This window comes from Streptomyces sp. NPDC056452 (assembly GCF_042796085.1).
GTDB lineage: Bacteria > Actinomycetota > Actinomycetes > Streptomycetales > Streptomycetaceae > Streptomyces.
On sequence record NZ_JBHTRI010000001.1, the window covers coordinates 448,684 to 465,064 of the forward strand.

The following is a 16,381-nucleotide window of genomic DNA, read 5'->3' on the forward strand; positions in this document are numbered from 1 at the left end:
GCTCATTCGCCGCGGTACAGCTGGCGCTTGTCGATGTAGCGGACCACACCGTCGGGCACCAGGTACCAGACAGGATCCCCCTGCTGGACCCTCGCTCGGCAGTCTGTGGACGAGATCGCCAGCGCGGGTACCTCCACGAGCGAGACCCCGCCCTCGGGCAGTCCGTCGTCCGTGAGTACATGACCCGGCCGGGTCACACCGATGAAGTGGGAGAGCGAGAAGAGCTCCTCCGCGTCACGCCAGGTGAGGATCTGGGACAGCGCGTCGGCGCCGGTGATGAAGAAGAGGTCCGCGTCGCCGTGGACCGCACGCAGGTCCCGCAGCGTATCGATCGTGTACGTCGGTCCGCCACGGTCGATGTCACTGCGGCTGACCGAGAACTGCGGGTTGGACGCCGTCGCGATGACCGTCATCAGGTAGCGGTCCTCGGCCGGGGACACGTTCTTGTGGCTCTTCTGCCACGGCTGCCCGGTCGGGACGAAGATCACCTCGTCGAGGTGGAAATGGGCGGCCACTTCACTGGCCGCCACCAGGTGTCCGTGGTGGATCGGGTCAAACGTCCCGCCCATCACGCCGAGTCGGCGCTTGCCGCGGCCGGTAGGCACTTCCTGCTCTCCCATGCGTGCAGACCCTACTGGCACAGCTGTTCGCCTCTGCCTCAGCGGTCTCGGTTGAAGCGGGTCGTGATCCACAGAAGCAGCATGAGCGCGACGAACGCACCGCCGCCGGTGAGGTACGGGCTGAGGCTTTCGTGGTTGCCACCCTGCTCGCCACCTTCGGAGGCGAGGGTGACCAGCTGGTGCGCGGTGCTCGTGAGGCTCATCTTCGGCAGGACCTATCGATCGGGAGTCGGAAGGAAGACGTCGCGGACATCGTATGCGGGCGCCGCGGGCACGCTCACGCCGACTCAGTCGTTGTTGTCGTCGTTGCGGTATCCGCGCAGCAGGAACCAGGCGAGCAGGGCAGCTCCGACGAGCGAGACGAGCAGCACGACGCGGAGCGTATTGCCCGGCCCCTGGTCCTCGGATGCGGCAGCGAGCACTGCGACGGTGTACGGCATTTCGGGCGCTCCTCAAAGTTATCCACAGCCCCCCGCACACCGTAGCGCCAGCACATACGCTGGGTTTTGTCAGGGGGACGAGCGACGTCTCGTACGAACAGGGGGCATCCATGACCGACCACAGTCACGAGAGCGTGCCGAGCAGGCAGCGCAGGCGATTCCCGGGTATCTCCTCCCGGGCGTACGAACACCCGGCGGACCGCTCGGCCCTGGTGGCCCTGCGCAAGCTGAGCGGTTTCGACACCGTGTTCAAGGCGCTCAGCGGACTGCTCCCGGAGCGCAGCCTGCGGCTGCTCTTCCTGTCGGACTCCGTCCGGGTGAGCGACGCACAGTTCACCCACCTCAACGACATGCTGCGGGACGCCTGTTACATCCTGGACCTGGAGAAGGTCCCGCCCATGTACGTCAATCAGGACCCGCAGCCGAATGCCATGTGCATCGGACTCGACGAGCCGATCATCGTCGTGACGACGGGCCTGGTGGAGCTGCTCGACGAGGAGGAGATGCGGGCGGTCGTGGGCCACGAGGTGGGCCACGCGCTCTCCGGTCACGCGGTGTACCGGACGATACTTCTCTTCCTGACCGGCCTCGCTCTCAAGGTGGCGTGGATCCCGCTCGGCAACGTCGCGATCATGGCGATCGTGACCGCGCTGCGCGAGTGGTTCCGCAAGTCGGAGCTGTCCGCGGACCGGGCCGGACTTCTCGTCGGGCAGGACCAGCAGGCGTCGATGCGCGGCCTGATGAAGATCGCGGGCGGCAATCACCTCCACGAGATGAATGTGGATGCCTTCCTCGCCCAGGCCGACGAGTACGAGAAGGGCGGCGATCTGCGCGATTCCGTGCTCAAGATCCTCAACGTGCTGCCCCGCTCCCACCCCTTCACCACCGTGCGGGCGGCCGAGCTGAAGAAGTGGTCGGAGACCCGCGAGTACCAGCGGATCATGGACGGCCACTACCCCAAGCGGGAAGAGGACAAGGACACCTCGGTGACGGACTCCTTCCGGGAGTCCGCATCGCACTACGCGGACACGGTGCGCACCAGCAAGGACCCGCTGATGAAGCTCGTCGGTGACATCGCAGGCGGTGCGGGTGACCTGGGGGGCAAGCTCCGGGACAAGTTCACCGGGGCGAGTGGCGGGAGCGGCGGTGGAGCCGCGGGCAAGGGCGGAGCCCCGTCCTCGGACTCTACGGACGGCTCCGATGGGACCTGGCGGCGTCAGGACCCGGAAGAGGGCTCGGAGCCGGCGGGGGGCTGACCGCAAGGGTGCCGCACAGCGCCGCGGTGGGCAGGCCCGTGGCATACGGGTTCGTACCGGCCGGTCCCCGGGTGTCGGCCCGCTGACCGGCGAACAGCGGACGCAGTGCGCCTGCCGCATCGGCGGAGCACGCCTGCGGCCCGGCCTGGACGTAGGCGCTGCGCACCTCCAGCCGGTGCAGCCGGAGGTCCTCCCGGTCCACGAGGAAGTGCATCTCGCGCCGCACGGTGAACAGCGACGCGCCGTCCGCGCGGTGGGGGCCGGATACGGCCGGGCGCAGGGCGTAGGTGAAGGTGTGGTCGGACACCACCTCCAGGGTGTCCGACCCCGCCTCCGCGTAGGAGAACGTTCCCTGGACCCGTATCTCCGGGTCCGCGAGTTCCACCTCGGCCGGGTCGAAGCGCACGAGCCAGCCCGTCGCCATGTGCTGGCCGTCCCTGTCGGGTGCGCTCATGCTCCGGTCGAACTGGGGCGTCTGGTCCGGGTCGATCAGCCGCCCGACGGGCCGCACGATGCCACCGGTCAGCACATCGGGGTCGAGCGAGGACTCCACGAGGTAGTCCTTGGCCGTGATCAGGGCTGTGGTCACCTGACTGTCCGAGAAGTTCTTCGTCCGCCGGACGACCGGCAGGTTGATGCCCGCCGCGCCGGTCCGGTGGCCCGCTGCCGGGCCGGTGGCGAAGAGCGTGTCAGGGGTCCCGCCGGGCACGGCGCCCCGGGGAGCGAGAGGAATCAGAGTCGTCCGCAAAGGTTCGGCATGCCTGCCCGCGGGCGTCGGGTAGGGGTTGCGGAAGCCGACGTAGACCGCGGCGGCGAAGGCAAGGGTGATGAGCACGACCAGGGCCACAGCGGCCCTGGAGCGCCGTCGGCCGGCGCGGCCGGGCAGGGAACGTACGGCGCGGGCGTGTTCGCCCATCCGTTCCTGGGCGGAGAACTCCTGCAGTCGGGCAGCACGGACAAACGATTCGTCGAAGACGAGGGAGCGGTACTCGTCCTCACCGCTCGACGAGTTCTCGGGCGGACCTTCCGGCGGTTCTCCGCGGCCTGTCATGACTTCTCCCGATCTCCACGCCACCGGCGAGGGCGGGCGCTGGGGCCGGCCTTCAGCCGAAAGGCACCGGGCCGGCCTGTCCGTCACGGGTTCGACGCAGGGATAAGTGAAGGGCCCTCTCCCCGGGGACGGGGACGGGAGGAGGGATCACGGGGTCATACCTTCAGATTGGGTCGATCCTCATCAAGGTAAACGCCGCGCAGGTGGGAGCGCAGTCGGAGAAGCCCGCGGTTACGCCACCGGGTTACGCCTTCGCCGGCACCACTGGATTGCCCCACCCGCGTGACGCCGGCCGCCGCGCGCCGGAGACCGCCGCACCGGAGGCCGGAGGGCCGGAGGCTGCTGCGCCGAGGGCCGCACGGTCTGCCCGCCCGTGCCGTGCGTCAGGCCCGTGCGTCAGGCCCGTGGGTCAGCCCCGTGGGTGCGTCACGGCGTGCGTGGGATCGCGGAGACCGCCGGGCGGGAGTAGTCGGCCGATGCGGAGGGGGCGACGCCTGGTTTGTCGACACCGCTCGTCACCGGCGGCGGGACCTGGTCCTGCCGATTGCCGGCGGCGCCGCGGTAGACGGCGCTGAAGGCCAGCGCGACCATGCCGATGCCCATCAGCACGGCCAGCAGCCAGGCGACCGGCCGGTGCCAGCGCGCGCTGCCCCGGTAGGGGCGCAGAGCGCCGCCATGACGCCCGTAGGGGCCGCTGTCGTCCTCGTAGTCACCGTCGGGGCCGTCCAGGTCGCAAGGATCCCCGAAGGCCCGCTCACGGCCGTACAGGCCGTCCGGCCCGTAGCCGTCGTCGTGGAGGTCGTCGTCCATGGAGCCGCCGCGCGAATGCGCCCTGGCCGCCTCGGCCTCCGCGCGGGACTCGGCGGCGGCGAGCAGCCGCTCGACGGCGGTGGGTTCGTGGATCTCGGCGGACCGGACGAAGTCCTCGTCGAACACCACGGAGGCGAAGTCCTCGTCCGCGCCCCCGCGGTCGTCGTCGGGCTCCCAGCCGTCCGGGAACGGCCTGCCCCCCACGTCGTCCGGCACAGCTTCAGCGTAGCCCCGGCGGGGCGTTTTGGGCAGAGAGCCCACACATTCGCCCGCCCCGCCCGAGGCGTACCGGGTTACCGGATGTGGCCGTCGCCGGTGACGATGTACTTCGTCGAGGTCAGCTCCGGCAGCCCCATCGGCCCGCGGGCGTGCAGCTTCTGCGTGGAGATGCCGATCTCCGCGCCGAAGCCGAACTGCCCGCCGTCCGTGAAGCGCGTGGAGGCGTTCACGGCGACCGTCGTGGAATCCACCAATTGGGTGAACCGGCGGGCCGCGGCCTGTGACGTGGTCACGATGGCCTCGGTGTGGCCCGAGGACCAGAGCCGGATGTGCGCCACGGCCGCCTCCAGCGACTCCACGACGGCCGCCGCGATGTCGTACGAGAGGTACTCGGTCTCCCAGTCCTCCGGCGTCGCAGCGACGACGGTGGCCTTGGACCCCTCCGCGTACTCCAGCACCCGCTCGTCACCGTGGACGGTGACCCCGGCATCGGCCAGCGCCTCCAGGGCGCGCGGCAGGAAGTCCTCGGCGATGTCCTTGTGGACCAGGAGCGTCTCCGCGGAGTTGCAGACGCTCGGGCGCTGCGCCTTGGAGTTGATCAGGATGTCGACGGCCATGTCGAGGTCGGTCTGCGCGTCCACGTACACATGACAGTTGCCGGTGCCGGTCTCGATGACGGGGACGGTGGACTCCTCCACGACCGTACGGATCAGCGAGGCGCCGCCGCGCGGGATCAGTACGTCGACGAGACCGCGGGCGCGCATCAGCTCGCGTACCGAGTCGCGGTTCTCCCCCGGGACCAGTTGCACCGCGTCGGCCGGGAGGCCCGACCCGCCCACCGCGTCCCGCAGCACCCGTACGAGGGCGGTGTTGGAGGCGTACGCGGAGGACGATCCGCGCAGCAGGACGGCGTTCCCGGACTTCAGGCAGAGGGCCGCGGCGTCGACCGTCACATTGGGCCGGGCCTCGTAGATGATGCCGACCACGCCGAGCGGCACCCGCACCTGGCGGAGGTCGATGCCGTTGGGGAGGGTGGATCCGCGTACCACTTCGCCGACCGGGTCGGGCAGGGCCGCCACATCGCGCACATCGGCGGCGATCGCGCGGATCAGCTCGGGGGTGAGGGTCAGCCGGTCGACGATCGACTCGCTCGTACCGGCCTCGCGTGCGCGCTCGACGTCCTCGGCGTTGGCCGCGACGATCTCGCTGGTACGCACCTCGAGCGCGTCCGCGATCGCCAGCAGGGCATCGTCCTTCGCCGAGCGCGGCAGCGGGGCGATGTCGGCGGCGGCGGCTCGTGCCCGGTAGGCGGCCCGGGCGACCGGGGACATGTTGTCGTACGGCGAAAGCGTGGTCATGCCCGCAGGGTAGTGCGCACACTGCGGGCATCCGTCACGTATCCCGTGATGCGAGACAAGCACGCCGGTACCTGTGCACCCTGCAACGTACGCCCGGTCAGTACGGGTGCACCCCGACCGGGGCCGCCGGTGGCGGGCCGTAGCCCTCGGCGATGCGCTGGTGATACGTCTCCCGGTCGATGACCTCCAGGCCGACGATCTCCCACGGCGGAAGCTTGGCGCTCGACCGGTGCTCACCCCACAGGCGCAGCGCGACGGCTGCCGCGTCGTGCAGGTCGCGCGCCTCTTCCCAGTAGCGGATCTCCGCATGGTCGTTGGCGTACCGGCTGGTCAGCAGGAACGGGTGGTCGTGGGCCAGCTGCTCCAGGCCGCGTCTGACCTCCTTCAGCGGGGTCTCGCTGCCGGAGACGCTGAGGGTGATGTGCCACAGCTTCGACTGCGTCCGCTCCTCCTCCGTCACCACCGGTTCCTGCTCGAGGGTCTGGTCGCTGCGCGGACCGATGAAATCGGCCCCCGCTCCGACGCTGGTCAGGGCGCGGCTGCCCGTTCCGCGGGGCAGCGCCCCCGGGCGCGCTCGTCTCACCGGCGGCCTCCTGTGAATGTGTAGCTGTGCTGACCCCTTGTATCCCCGTGACAAAGTTGACCAGTCCGGAGCCGGGTGTGGGGCGGTTTTGGTGAAGGTCTCTGCCCGAAGGCTGGACTTTCAGCCGTTTCAGGGGGTGCGGCGTGGTGCGAGGACGACGAGATCGTCCCTGTGTACGACCTCGCGCTCGTAGGAGGGGCCGAGCTCCCGTGCCAGGTCGCGGGTGGAGCGGCCGAGCAGCTGGGGGATCTCCTTGGCGTCGAAGTTGACGAGCCCCCGGGCGACGGCCCGGCCGGCGGCGTCGCGCAGCTCCACCGGGTCCCCCGCGGAGAACTCGCCCTCGACGGCGGAGATCCCGGCCGGCAGCAGGGAGGTACGGCGCTCGACGACGGCCTCGACGGCTCCGTCGTCCAGGGTCAGCGCGCCCAGCGGGGTCGACGCGTGGGCCAGCCAGAGCAGCCGGTCGGTCGACCGGCGCCCGGTGCGGTGGAAGTACGTACCGGTGTCGCGGCCCGCGAGGGCGTCCGCGACCCGGCTCGCGGACGTGAGGACCACGGGGACTCCGGCGGCGGTGGCGATCTGCGCGGCCTCGACCTTGGTGACCATGCCTCCGGTGCCGACGCCGGCCTTGCCCGCGCTGCCGATCGTGATGCCTTCCAGATCCGCGGGACCGCTCACCTCGGCGATGCGGGAGGTGCCGGGGGTGCTGGGGTCGCCGTCGTAGAGGCCGTCCACGTCGGAGAGCAGGACGAGGAGGTCGGCGTGGACGAGATGGGCGACGAGCGCGGCGAGCCGGTCGTTGTCGCCGAACCGGATCTCGTCGGTGGCGACGGTGTCGTTCTCGTTGACGACGGGGAACGCGCCCATCTCAAGGAGCTGGTCGAGCGTGCTGTACGCGTTGCGGTAGTGAGCGCGCCGGCTCGTGTCGTCGGCGGTGAGGAGCACCTGGCCGACGCGTACGCCGTAGCGGGCGAAGGACGCCGTGTAGCGGGCGACGAGCAGGCCCTGCCCGACGCTGGCGGCGGCCTGCTGGCGGGCCAGGTCCTTGGGTCTGCGGACGAGTCCGAGGGGGGCGAGTCCGGCCGCGATGGCTCCGCTGGAGACCAGGACGATCTCGCGCTCCCCGCCGCTCCTGACCTTGGCGAGTACGTCGACGAGGGCATCCACCCGGTCGGCGTCGAGGCCGCCCGACGCCGTGGTGAGCGAGGAGGATCCGACCTTGACCACGATCCTGCGTGCGTCGGTCACGCCCGGCCTTCGCCCCGCACCGTCCCCGGAGGGTGTGCGGAGTGCGCCTTCGGTATCCCTTGCCCCTGACACGTACGCCCGTCCCCATCACGTCGTCCTGCTCGGTGACCACAATCTACGCGAGGAGGCCGGAGCCGCGCTGTGCCGTCTCAGCGTGGACGGACAGCCTGCGCCGTGCTGTCCCCGACGCAGACGGACAGCCCCGCGCCGCCCTGTGACATGCCACCGAAAAGAGCCATTTACGTAATCTCCACCGGTCATTCATCGGGCTACGCTTTACGCGTGACAGATGAACCTTCCCGCAAGAGACGCATTCTTCTCAGATCGGGCAAAAGCCCCTTCGACGTGGCCTCGCTCGAACAGTCCCTCCACAGAGATGTCTTCGCGACCAACGCGGGCAACTTGATCTTCAGCGACGCGGCGCACAAGATTCTGACGACTCCGCGGGCAGAGGTCTTCTCCAACGGAATCCGTACGGACCCGTCGGCGGCCGAGCGCATAAACGAGGAGTACGACGCATTCGTCGTACCTCTCGCCAACGCCTTCCGGCCGACCTTCGAGCGGCCGCTGAAGCGGATGACGCAGCTGATCAAGAAGCTGCGCATTCCCGTCGTCGTTCTGGGTGTCGGCGCGCAGGCCTCCCTCGGCTACGACGCGTCCCGGCTGAAGCCGATGGAGCCGACCGTCAGGGAATTCGTCACAGAGGTACTCAACCGCAGCGCGTCCATCGGTGTGCGGGGCGAGTTCACCGAGCAGTACCTCAAGGACATGGGATTCCGGGACGTCGAGGTCATCGGCTGCCCCTCCATGTTCCTGAACGGCGACACGTTCCGGATCGAGAAGAAGACCGAGGCGCTGACCGCGGATTCTCTCGTCTCGGTGAACGGCTCGCACAGCGCCGTACGCTCGCACGGCCTGGACGCCATCATCCGGCAGGCCCACGAGCGCTATCCGCATCTGCGGTTCGTCGGGCAGAACCTGCTCGAGGCACAGCTGCTGCACTGGCGGGAGACGGCGAACCCGATCGGCGCCCAGACCTCGATGCCGACCCACCCGTCCCACCCCATGTACCGCGAGGGCAAGGTCCGGCTCTACGTCGACCCGGTCACCTGGATCAACGAACTGCGCGCGTACGACTTCTCGTTCGGCTCCCGCATCCACGGAAACATCGCGGCGCTGCTGGCCGGCGTTCCGAGCACCGTGCTCTGCAGCGACTCCCGCACCCTCGAGCTGTGCAGGTACTTCGGCATCCCGCACCGCAAGATCACCGAGACCCCCAAGAACATCGACCCGGCCGAGCTGTACGAGGCCGCCGATTTCGGTGAGCTCGTGAACGGCCACAAGGAGCGCTTCCTCCGCTTCACCGGATTCATGGAGAGGAACGGCCTGGAGAACACGTTCACCCACGGCGACGGCGGCGCGGCGTTCGACGCGCAGCTGGGCAAGCTCTCCTTCCCGCCCGGCGTGCGCCCCTGGATCGACAGTGACCCGGAGTCGCTGAGCGGCCGGTTCAGCTGGATGCAGAGCCGCATGGAGGAACTCGCCGCGCAGAACACCATGTTGAGGAGCCAGCTCGACAGGAAGAGCGGTCAGGTCAGCATCAAGGTGCAGGCGGGTGACGGTGCGGCCGCCTGGCCGTCGGCCTACCGGCGCGCCCGCCGCGTGGTGGGCCGTCCCGTCAGGAAGCTGCTGCGCCCCGAGCAGTAGCGGAAGGAAGTCCACTGTCGCAGCCGGGGCACGCGGGGCCCGCTCCTGGGCGGGCTCAGACCTTGTGTGCCCGCTGCGGCATGTGCAGGGTGGTCCGGGCCACCCTGCGGGCCTTGCGTGCCAGGCGCCGCATGAAGGCGGCAGTGGACTGTGTGACCGGCGGCGCCTCGGTCCGCCCGTCGGCGAACCGTTCGGTCACGGTCACTTCGTACGCCGAGTCGGGCAGCCCGGCGCGCTCCCCGAAGTGCGGATAGGACAGGTAGAGCCGCCCCCTGAGCCCCTTCCGGACGGCCTTCGGCTCGTGCTTGTCCTTGATGAACTGCAGGATGTCCAGGAGCAGATCGAGCCTGCCCTTCGCCACACAGAGCATGCGCAGCCGCTCCTGGACCCTGAGGCGCCCGGCCAGCCCCGCCGTCCAGTAGGCGTCCAGCAGCGGGGCGCCCAGTTCCATCTTCTTGGCCCGTACGGCCTCGGACTGCCGAAGGAGCACGGGGCCGAACTGCGGGAGCAGTGTGACGACGAACGGCCTGACCATCAGGGCGTCCCGCCGGGGCCCGGGCGGGACGTGCTCGGCTATGAGTCCCATCAGCGCGCGGGCCGAGTCGAAGCGCAGCAGGTAACTGCCGCTCTTCGTCACGTGTTTGCCGTCGTCCCGGCCGACCAGGTAGTAGCAGACGTGGTCGGCGACGACGGAGACGCCGTTTCCCCGCAGATACGCCTCCATGGTGAAGAGCGCGTCCTCGCCGGTCTTCAGCCCCTCGTCGAAGGTCATTCCGAACCGCACGAGGAGTTCCCGCCGGAACAGCTTCTGGGCACTCAGCGTGAATTTGATGTTGGAGGAATGGACGTCGGTCCGTTCGACGGTTTCCTTCCACATCGACTTCGCGGCACCGCGGTTGACTCCGACGACCTTGCCCAGCACCACATCCGTGCCGGCCCGGTCGCCCATCGCGACCATCCGCTCCAGGGCCTCCTCGCCGAAGTAGTCGTCCGCGTCGAGGAAGAAGACGTACCTGCCACGGGCGAGCCCGAGGCCGACATTGCGCGGGCCGCTCGGCCCTCCCGAGTTCTCCTGGCGGATGACACGCATGTCGATCGCGGTCCTGGCGGCGAATTCCTCCAGGTACTCCCCCGTCCCGTCGGTGGAGCCGTCGTCGACGGCGACGATCTCCATGCGCCCGGCGGGAAGTGTCTGCGCTTCGACGGATTCCAGGCAGCGGATCAGATAGGGCATCGCCTCATAGGCCCCGATTATGACGCTGACATCTGGCGTGCTGCTGCTCATCGCTCCCCGGTCTGTACATATCCGTATCAATCAGGAGAAACGATAGAGCGATGTTCGATCACCTGCTCTGTGCACGGACACGCCGAACGGCCCGTACGTTCCCCTCCCGAAGGAGGAGACGGACGGGCCGTCGAGGGGGTTGCGCCACCATCCGGACGACTTTCGAACATCTGGATGACGGCTGGATTACATCTGGTGGCCGGTATTGATCAGGCCATCAGCGGGACACCGTGGGACCTGCGCCGATGCTCGCGTCCGCCTCCGAAATGGCCGTCTCATCGGGATCGGCCGCCGCCACCGCCTCGGCGGTGACCGCAGCCGCACCGTCGCCGGCGCCACTGGAGGAGGCCTCCGGGTCGGGCAAGGGGGCGGGCTGCTCCCCGATGCGCTGGGCGACGCCCGCGTTGCGCGCCTCGGCCTTGGCCGAGAGCGTCCGTACGGCCACGTCGAACCGCTCCAGGGAGGTCGGCTCGTCCGGGCCCAGCAGATAGCTCTTCAGCTCGCGGCGGGCCTCGGTCAGCGGGTCCGCCTTCGGGTCGGCGACCGCGTTCAGGAGCTCGCCGATCTCCTCGGCGCTGTTCGAAAGGACGACGGCGGCCCGAACAGCGGTGTTCTGGCGCTTGAACTCCTCCGCGCCGACCTCCGCCGAGTCCGTGACGGCGTACGGCTTGCCGCTCGCGATGAAGTCGGACACCACACTGGAGATGTCCGAGACCATGGCGTCGGCCTGGTTGAAGCAGTCGTACAGCTTGGGCTGCGAGCCGGTCACCGTCCGGTGCTCCCACCAGCCGAACGAACGCCAGTACGCGTCGTTCCACGCGGCCCGCAGGGTGGCCATCTCGGCCTGGCGTGCCGGGTCGGCGAGCGAGACCCGCGACTCCTCCGACTCGTCCCCGCCGGCCCGGCCGGGCTGGGCCAGTACGTCCAGCCGTGCCTCGATCCGCGTCAGCTCGGCCCGCGCCGCACGCTGATCCGCGGCGGCCTTGCCGGCCTCCCCGGCCCAGCGGGGGTCGGCGGCGCGCGCCTGGGCCGCCTTGGCGACCCGGGCCACGATCCGGGCGTGCACGGCCTTGGCCTTGGCGCTGCGGATGCCGGTGAACGGGTGCGGCTTGTAGATGACCCGGACCGGCTGGTCCGCGTCGAGCAGCCTGCGCACGATGTTCTCCCCGGCCAGCAGCAGGGAGGTGTTGCCGGGGTTGTCGTCCCAGCCTTCCCAGGTCGGGGCGTACAGCACCGTCGGAATGGGGTTCTTCGCGGTGCCGGTCCAGCTCGTGATGGGCGCCAGTTGCGGACGTCCGACCTCGACGATGTCCTCGTCGCGGATGCCGACATCGGCGAGCGCGTACCGGTCGCGGCCCGCGCGGCCGGCCGTCCACACCTCGTCGTACACCTTGGAGTACGGGTTGACGCTGGCGAGCTTGTCGCTGTCGCCGTGTCCGATGAAGACGTGCTTCATCGTCGGGACGCGGAGCATGTGGATGTTCTTGCCGACGTTCGCCGGATACAGGCAGACCCGCACGGTGGAGAGGTTCAGATTCATCAGGTGGGTGCCCGCGGGGATGCAGACCACCGGTACGGAGGTCTCGGCGAGCATGGACACCAGCTGGCGCTCCCGCATGACGATCAGCGGCCTGCCCTCTATGCCGGCCATGGTGTCCAGCCACATGTTGACCTGGTACGCCGACTCGTTGGAGCCGGAGAAGTACAGGACGGTGGTCGGCTGGTACTCGTTCAGCCAGGTGTCCAGGGCCTTGAGCACGGCCGGGGCCGTCGGCACCCGGCGGGCCCGGCGCAGGTACGGGACGAGCAGGGCGTTGTAGAGGACGGCCAGCAGAACCGTCACTCCGGCTCCGACGAACCCGATGATCTCCTGGCCCGTTCCGGCGGCGATCAGGATGCCTGCCACCGCGGGGATGTCCAGGTGGAGCATCTTCTCGGCGGAGCGGTGCAGCAGCGCCCGCGGCGGGGCGTCGGCGATGCGGACGGCGTGCAGGTCCACGTTGCGGGTGACGATCGGCATCGTGCGGCGGAGCCGGATGAGCGTCGTCAGGGCGCCGTGCGGTGCCTGGAGGCCGTAGAAGACGAGGAAGCAGGCGACCGCCGCGTAGAAGATCGGCTCCTCGGCGAGATCCAGCCGCGCGAGCAGCAGGATGATCATCAGCTGGCGGAGCAGGAAGCGGATCGGCAGTCCCGCCCGCACCTTGCCGAGCCTGTTGACCAGGTAACTGCCACGCTGGTGCAGGAACCAGTCCGTGAAGTACGTGACAGCCGTGGCCGCCGCGAAGAACCAGATGTCGGGGAGAAGCGCGGCAATCATGACGCAGGGGTATCCCAGCGTCATCAGTATCGCTGCCGCCAGTTCTGACCGACTGCCCACACGGGCCAGGCGAATGGCTGTCGAAATCACGAAGAACCTGCTCCAGGGGGTGCCGGTTGTTTCACGTATAGAGGGAAATGTGAAGATGCGGCTTCACGCACTCGGGCCTCTGTAGTCGCGTTTCAGCGATAACAGAGGCCCGTTAAAGTACATTTGTCAAGAATTATTACACATCTTCCTGACGGTCCAGCACCGAGGCGAGCGCCTGCTCGAATCCGGAGGATTCGGCGACGTCACGCGTCGGGTCCTGCTGGCGCACGTCGATGACGTGACCCGTCATCGCCGAGAGCAGGACGTCCAGCGAGGTGCGTGCCACTGCCTCGGAGGAGAGCAGCGAGCCTTCCGGCTCCTGGCCGAACGCCTTGGTCCGCATCGGGGTCGCGGTGCGCTCCGGGTTCACACAGTTGACCCGGATCCCGTCGCCGGCCCACTCGTCCGCGAGCGCCTGGGTGAGGTTCACCATGGCGGCCTTGGTGGAGGAGTAGAGGCTGTACTCGGCGCGGCCGCGGGTGTAGCTGCTGGAGGTGTAGAGCAGCAGCTGGCCCTGGGTCTCCGCCAGGTACTTGTACGAGGCGCGGGCGATCTGGACGGGCGCCAGGTAGTTGACGTTCAGCGCTTCCTGGATCGTCGCGTTGTCGGTCTCGGCCAGCTTGCCGATGCGCAGCACGCCCGCGGTGTTGATGACGTAGTCGACGCGACCGGTCTCCGCGTACGCCTTGGAGAGCGCTTCGTCCACGTGCTCCGGGTTCTCGACGTGGGTACCGGTGGTCGAACGGCCCAGCGCGTACACGCTGGCGCCGTACTGCTCGGCCAGTGTGGCGATGTCCGCGCCGATCCCGTACGAACCGCCGAAGACGACCAGGGTCTTGCCCGAGAGCAGCTCCCGGTAGGCGGCCTCGTCGGCCTGGCGCGGGGCAGCGGTGGAGGCCAGCTGGAAGAGCTTGTCGGTGATGAAGACGTCGACCGGCTGGGTCACCTTCATGTTGTACTCGTCGCCCGCGACCACGTAGATCGGCACGTCGGGGAGGTACCGCAGGACCACCGAACAGTCGTCGGTGGCCTGGAAGTTCGGGTCGCCCGCCGCGATCGCGTACGCCTTGCGGATCGTGGAGAGCTTGAAGGCCTGCGGGGTCTGGCCGCGGCGCAGCCGGGACCGGTCCGGGACCTCGGTGATGAATTCCCCGTCCTCGCCGTGCGTGCGGGTCACGATGATCGTGTCCGCGGAGGGGATGGCGACGTCGACGGCCTGGTAGCGGTCGAGGGCGTCGACACAGTCCTTGATGACGCGCTGTGACAGAAGCGGACGGACGGCGTCATGGAAGAGGACGTTGCGGTCCTCGCCCTCCGCGAGCCCCTCGCCGAGTGCCGCGATGGCACGCTCGGTGGTCTCGTTGCGGGTGTTGCCGCCTTCGATGATCTTGATGACCTTGGTCAGTCCGGCCTTGGCGACGATCTTCTCGACGTCGGGCACGAAGCCCGGCGCCATCAGCACGATGACATCGTCGATGTCCTCGGCGTTCTCGAAGATGGACAGCGTGTGCTCGATGACTGCCTTACCGGCGATCTTCAGCAGCTGCTTGGGGATCGCCAGTCCCACGCGCTGGCCGGTACCACCGGCGAGCACGACCGCTGTGGTCCGGGGCTTGGCTTCATGCGGCAAAGACACAGACGACCTACCTTGCGATGACAGGGGGGAACAGTGTGATGGTCGCACTCTCCGTGACCGTCTCGCAAGGCGGACGCCCACCGCTGCTCGCCTCCGCGAAACCCGCAGTTCACTGCCTGGCCAGGGAGGTTGGCCCCTGCCGGCCCCGTACGCGGAGTGACGGACTCCACAGACGTCTACGCAATCCGCACATCATCGGCCACGTCACCGCCGCCACCTGGCAGTTCCCTGTGAAAACCGGGTGCTTCCCTGTGAAAACCGGGCGCCCTCCGTGCGGAGGGCGCCCGGCGGGGTGCCTAGAAGGGCTTGAAGTCGTCGTACTCGCGCTGTGCCTCGTCGCGCTCGGTCTCCCGCTCGCGGCGGCGCTGCTCGGCGGGCCGCGGCGCCTCGAGGCGGTGGTCCTCGCCACGGCGCCCCAGCATCTCGGCGCCCGCCGTCAGGCTCGGCTCCCAGTCGAAGACGACCGCGTTCTCCTCGGCCCCGATGGCGACGCCGTCACCGGCCTGCGCGCCTGCCTTGCGCAGGGCGTCCTCGACACCGAGGCGGTTGAGGCGGTCCGCGAGGTAGCCGACGGCCTCGTCGTTGTTGAAGTCGGTCTGGCTGATCCAGCGCTCGGGCTTCTCGCCGCGCACGCGGTAGATGCCCTCGTCGTCCTTCTTGACCGTGAAGCCCGCGTCGTCGACGGCCTTGGGACGGATGACGACCCGGGTCAACTCCTCCTTCGGCTTGGTGGCGCGCGCCTCGGCGATGATGCCGGCGAGGGCGTAACTGAGCTCGTTGAGGCCCTTGTGCGCGATGGCCGAGACCTCGAACACGCGGTAGCCGCGCGCCTCCAGGTCCGGGCGGATCATGTCGGCGAGGTCCTGGCCGTCCGGGATGTCGACCTTGTTAAGGGCGACGATGCGCGGGCGGTTCTCGAGGCCGCCGTACAGCCGCAGCTCCTCCTCGATCATGTCGAGGTCGGAGACGGGGTCACGGTCCGACTCGAGGGTCGCGGTGTCCAGGACGTGCACGAGCACGGAGCAGCGCTCGACGTGCCGCAGGAACTCCAGGCCGAGGCCCTTGCCCTGGCTGGCGCCCGGGATGAGCCCGGGGACGTCCGCGATGGTGTAGACGGTCGAGCCCGCGGTGACGACGCCCAGGTTGGGTACGAGGGTCGTGAACGGGTAGTCCGCGATCTTCGGCTTGGCCGCGGAGAGCACCGAGATCAGCGAGGACTTGCCGGCGCTCGGGTAGCCGACGAGAGCGACGTCGGCGACGGTCTTGAGCTCCAGGACGATGTCCCGGCTCGTTCCCGGCTCACCGAGCAGCGCGAAACCGGGCGCCTTGCGGCGCGCCGAGGCCAGCGCGGCGTTGCCGAGGCCGCCGCGGCCGCCCTGGCCCGCCACGAAGGTGGTGCCCTGGCCGACCATGTCCGCCAGGACGTTGCCGTCGCCGTCGAGGACGACGGTGCCGTCCGGGACGGGCAGCACCATGTCCTGGCCGTCCTTGCCGGAGCGGTTGTCGCCCGCACCGGGCTGGCCGTTCGTGGCCTTGCGGTGGGGGCTGTGGTGGTAGTCCAGCAGCGTGGTGACGGCCTGCTCGACGACGAGGATCACGTCGCCCCCGCGTCCGCCGTTGCCCCCGTCGGGGCCGCCCAGCGGCTTGAACTTCTCACGGTGTACGGAGGCGCAGCCGTGGCCCCCGTTACCTGCGGCGGCATGCAGCTCGACGCGGTCCACGAAGGTGGTCATGGTTGGTGCCTCCAGGTAATGCGGATAA

14 protein-coding genes are annotated in these 16,381 nt (G+C 69.2%); 2 read left to right on the forward strand and 12 right to left on the reverse strand.

Annotated features, from left to right (window positions below):
* Positions 1 to 2 precede the first annotated feature (2 nt).
* The 3 genes from nadD to ACFQ6X_RS02060 all read right to left on the reverse strand — a co-directional run bounded on the left by nadD (position 3) and on the right by ACFQ6X_RS02060 (position 1,060).
* Complete coding sequence (nadD, locus tag ACFQ6X_RS02050; protein WP_329211163.1) at positions 3 to 620, reverse strand: nicotinate-nucleotide adenylyltransferase; 618 nt, start codon at positions 618 to 620, stop codon at positions 3 to 5.
* A gap of 38 nt (positions 621 to 658) precedes the next feature.
* Positions 659 to 823: a hypothetical protein gene (locus ACFQ6X_RS02055; protein ID WP_189541543.1), complete on the reverse strand. Its 165-nt coding sequence runs from the start codon at positions 821 to 823 to the stop codon at positions 659 to 661.
* A gap of 84 nt (positions 824 to 907) precedes the next feature.
* Positions 908 to 1,060: a hypothetical protein gene (locus ACFQ6X_RS02060; protein ID WP_351178289.1), complete on the reverse strand. Its 153-nt coding sequence runs from the start codon at positions 1,058 to 1,060 to the stop codon at positions 908 to 910.
* A 110-nt stretch (positions 1,061 to 1,170) separates the two neighbouring features.
* On the opposite strand from ACFQ6X_RS02060, the gene ACFQ6X_RS02065 reads away from it, so the two are divergent.
* The gene (locus ACFQ6X_RS02065) at positions 1,171 to 2,316 is read left to right on the forward strand and encodes a M48 family metallopeptidase (protein ID WP_383174442.1); all 1,146 of its coding nucleotides are present in this window, start codon (positions 1,171 to 1,173) and stop codon (positions 2,314 to 2,316) included.
* On the opposite strand, the gene ACFQ6X_RS02070 is transcribed toward ACFQ6X_RS02065, so the two are convergent.
* The 5 genes from ACFQ6X_RS02070 to proB form a co-directional block, all read right to left on the reverse strand.
* Positions 2,246 to 3,367 (reverse strand): hypothetical protein, encoded by a 1,122-nt coding sequence (locus ACFQ6X_RS02070; RefSeq protein ID WP_383174445.1) that lies wholly within the window; start codon positions 3,365 to 3,367, stop codon positions 2,246 to 2,248. The two genes, ACFQ6X_RS02065 and ACFQ6X_RS02070, sit on opposite strands and share 71 nt — an antisense overlap.
* Positions 3,368 to 3,793: 426 nt before the next feature.
* On the reverse strand, positions 3,794 to 4,393 hold the full coding sequence (locus ACFQ6X_RS02075) for a hypothetical protein (RefSeq protein WP_383174448.1): 600 nt from the start codon (positions 4,391 to 4,393) through the stop codon (positions 3,794 to 3,796).
* A 77-nt stretch (positions 4,394 to 4,470) separates the two neighbouring features.
* Entirely contained in the window at positions 4,471 to 5,754 is a 1,284-nt protein-coding gene (locus ACFQ6X_RS02080) for a glutamate-5-semialdehyde dehydrogenase (RefSeq protein WP_383174451.1), read from the reverse strand.
* Positions 5,755 to 5,851: 97 nt separating this feature from the next.
* Complete coding sequence (locus tag ACFQ6X_RS02085) at positions 5,852 to 6,337, reverse strand: hypothetical protein (RefSeq protein ID WP_383174454.1); 486 nt, start codon at positions 6,335 to 6,337, stop codon at positions 5,852 to 5,854.
* 129 nt (positions 6,338 to 6,466) lie between these two features.
* A complete protein-coding gene (proB, locus tag ACFQ6X_RS02090) occupies positions 6,467 to 7,585 on the reverse strand; it encodes a glutamate 5-kinase (RefSeq protein WP_383174457.1) in 1,119 nt (372 codons plus the stop codon).
* A gap of 282 nt (positions 7,586 to 7,867) precedes the next feature.
* Here proB and ACFQ6X_RS02095 point away from each other — a divergent pair, with 282 nt between their 5' ends.
* Positions 7,868 to 9,292, forward strand: a complete 1,425-nt coding sequence (locus tag ACFQ6X_RS02095) for a polysaccharide pyruvyl transferase family protein (protein WP_383174460.1) — start codon at positions 7,868 to 7,870, stop codon at positions 9,290 to 9,292.
* A gap of 55 nt (positions 9,293 to 9,347) precedes the next feature.
* Here the strand turns inward: ACFQ6X_RS02095 and ACFQ6X_RS02100 are convergent, their stop codons facing one another.
* From ACFQ6X_RS02100 to obgE, 4 genes are all read right to left on the reverse strand, one after another.
* A complete protein-coding gene (locus tag ACFQ6X_RS02100) occupies positions 9,348 to 10,577 on the reverse strand; it encodes a glycosyltransferase family 2 protein (RefSeq protein ID WP_383174463.1) in 1,230 nt (409 codons plus the stop codon).
* Positions 10,578 to 10,794: 217 nt separating this feature from the next.
* Positions 10,795 to 12,894 (reverse strand): hypothetical protein, encoded by a 2,100-nt coding sequence (locus ACFQ6X_RS02105; protein WP_383174466.1) that lies wholly within the window; start codon positions 12,892 to 12,894, stop codon positions 10,795 to 10,797.
* A 226-nt stretch (positions 12,895 to 13,120) separates the two neighbouring features.
* Positions 13,121 to 14,620 carry an SDR family NAD(P)-dependent oxidoreductase gene (locus tag ACFQ6X_RS02110; protein ID WP_383174469.1) on the reverse strand — a complete coding sequence of 500 codons (1,500 nt, stop codon included), beginning with the start codon at positions 14,618 to 14,620 and terminating at the stop codon, positions 13,121 to 13,123.
* A gap of 296 nt (positions 14,621 to 14,916) precedes the next feature.
* The gene (obgE, locus tag ACFQ6X_RS02115; RefSeq protein ID WP_383174472.1) at positions 14,917 to 16,353 is read right to left on the reverse strand and encodes a GTPase ObgE; all 1,437 of its coding nucleotides are present in this window, start codon (positions 16,351 to 16,353) and stop codon (positions 14,917 to 14,919) included.
* Between the last annotated feature and the right edge of the window lie 28 nt (positions 16,354 to 16,381).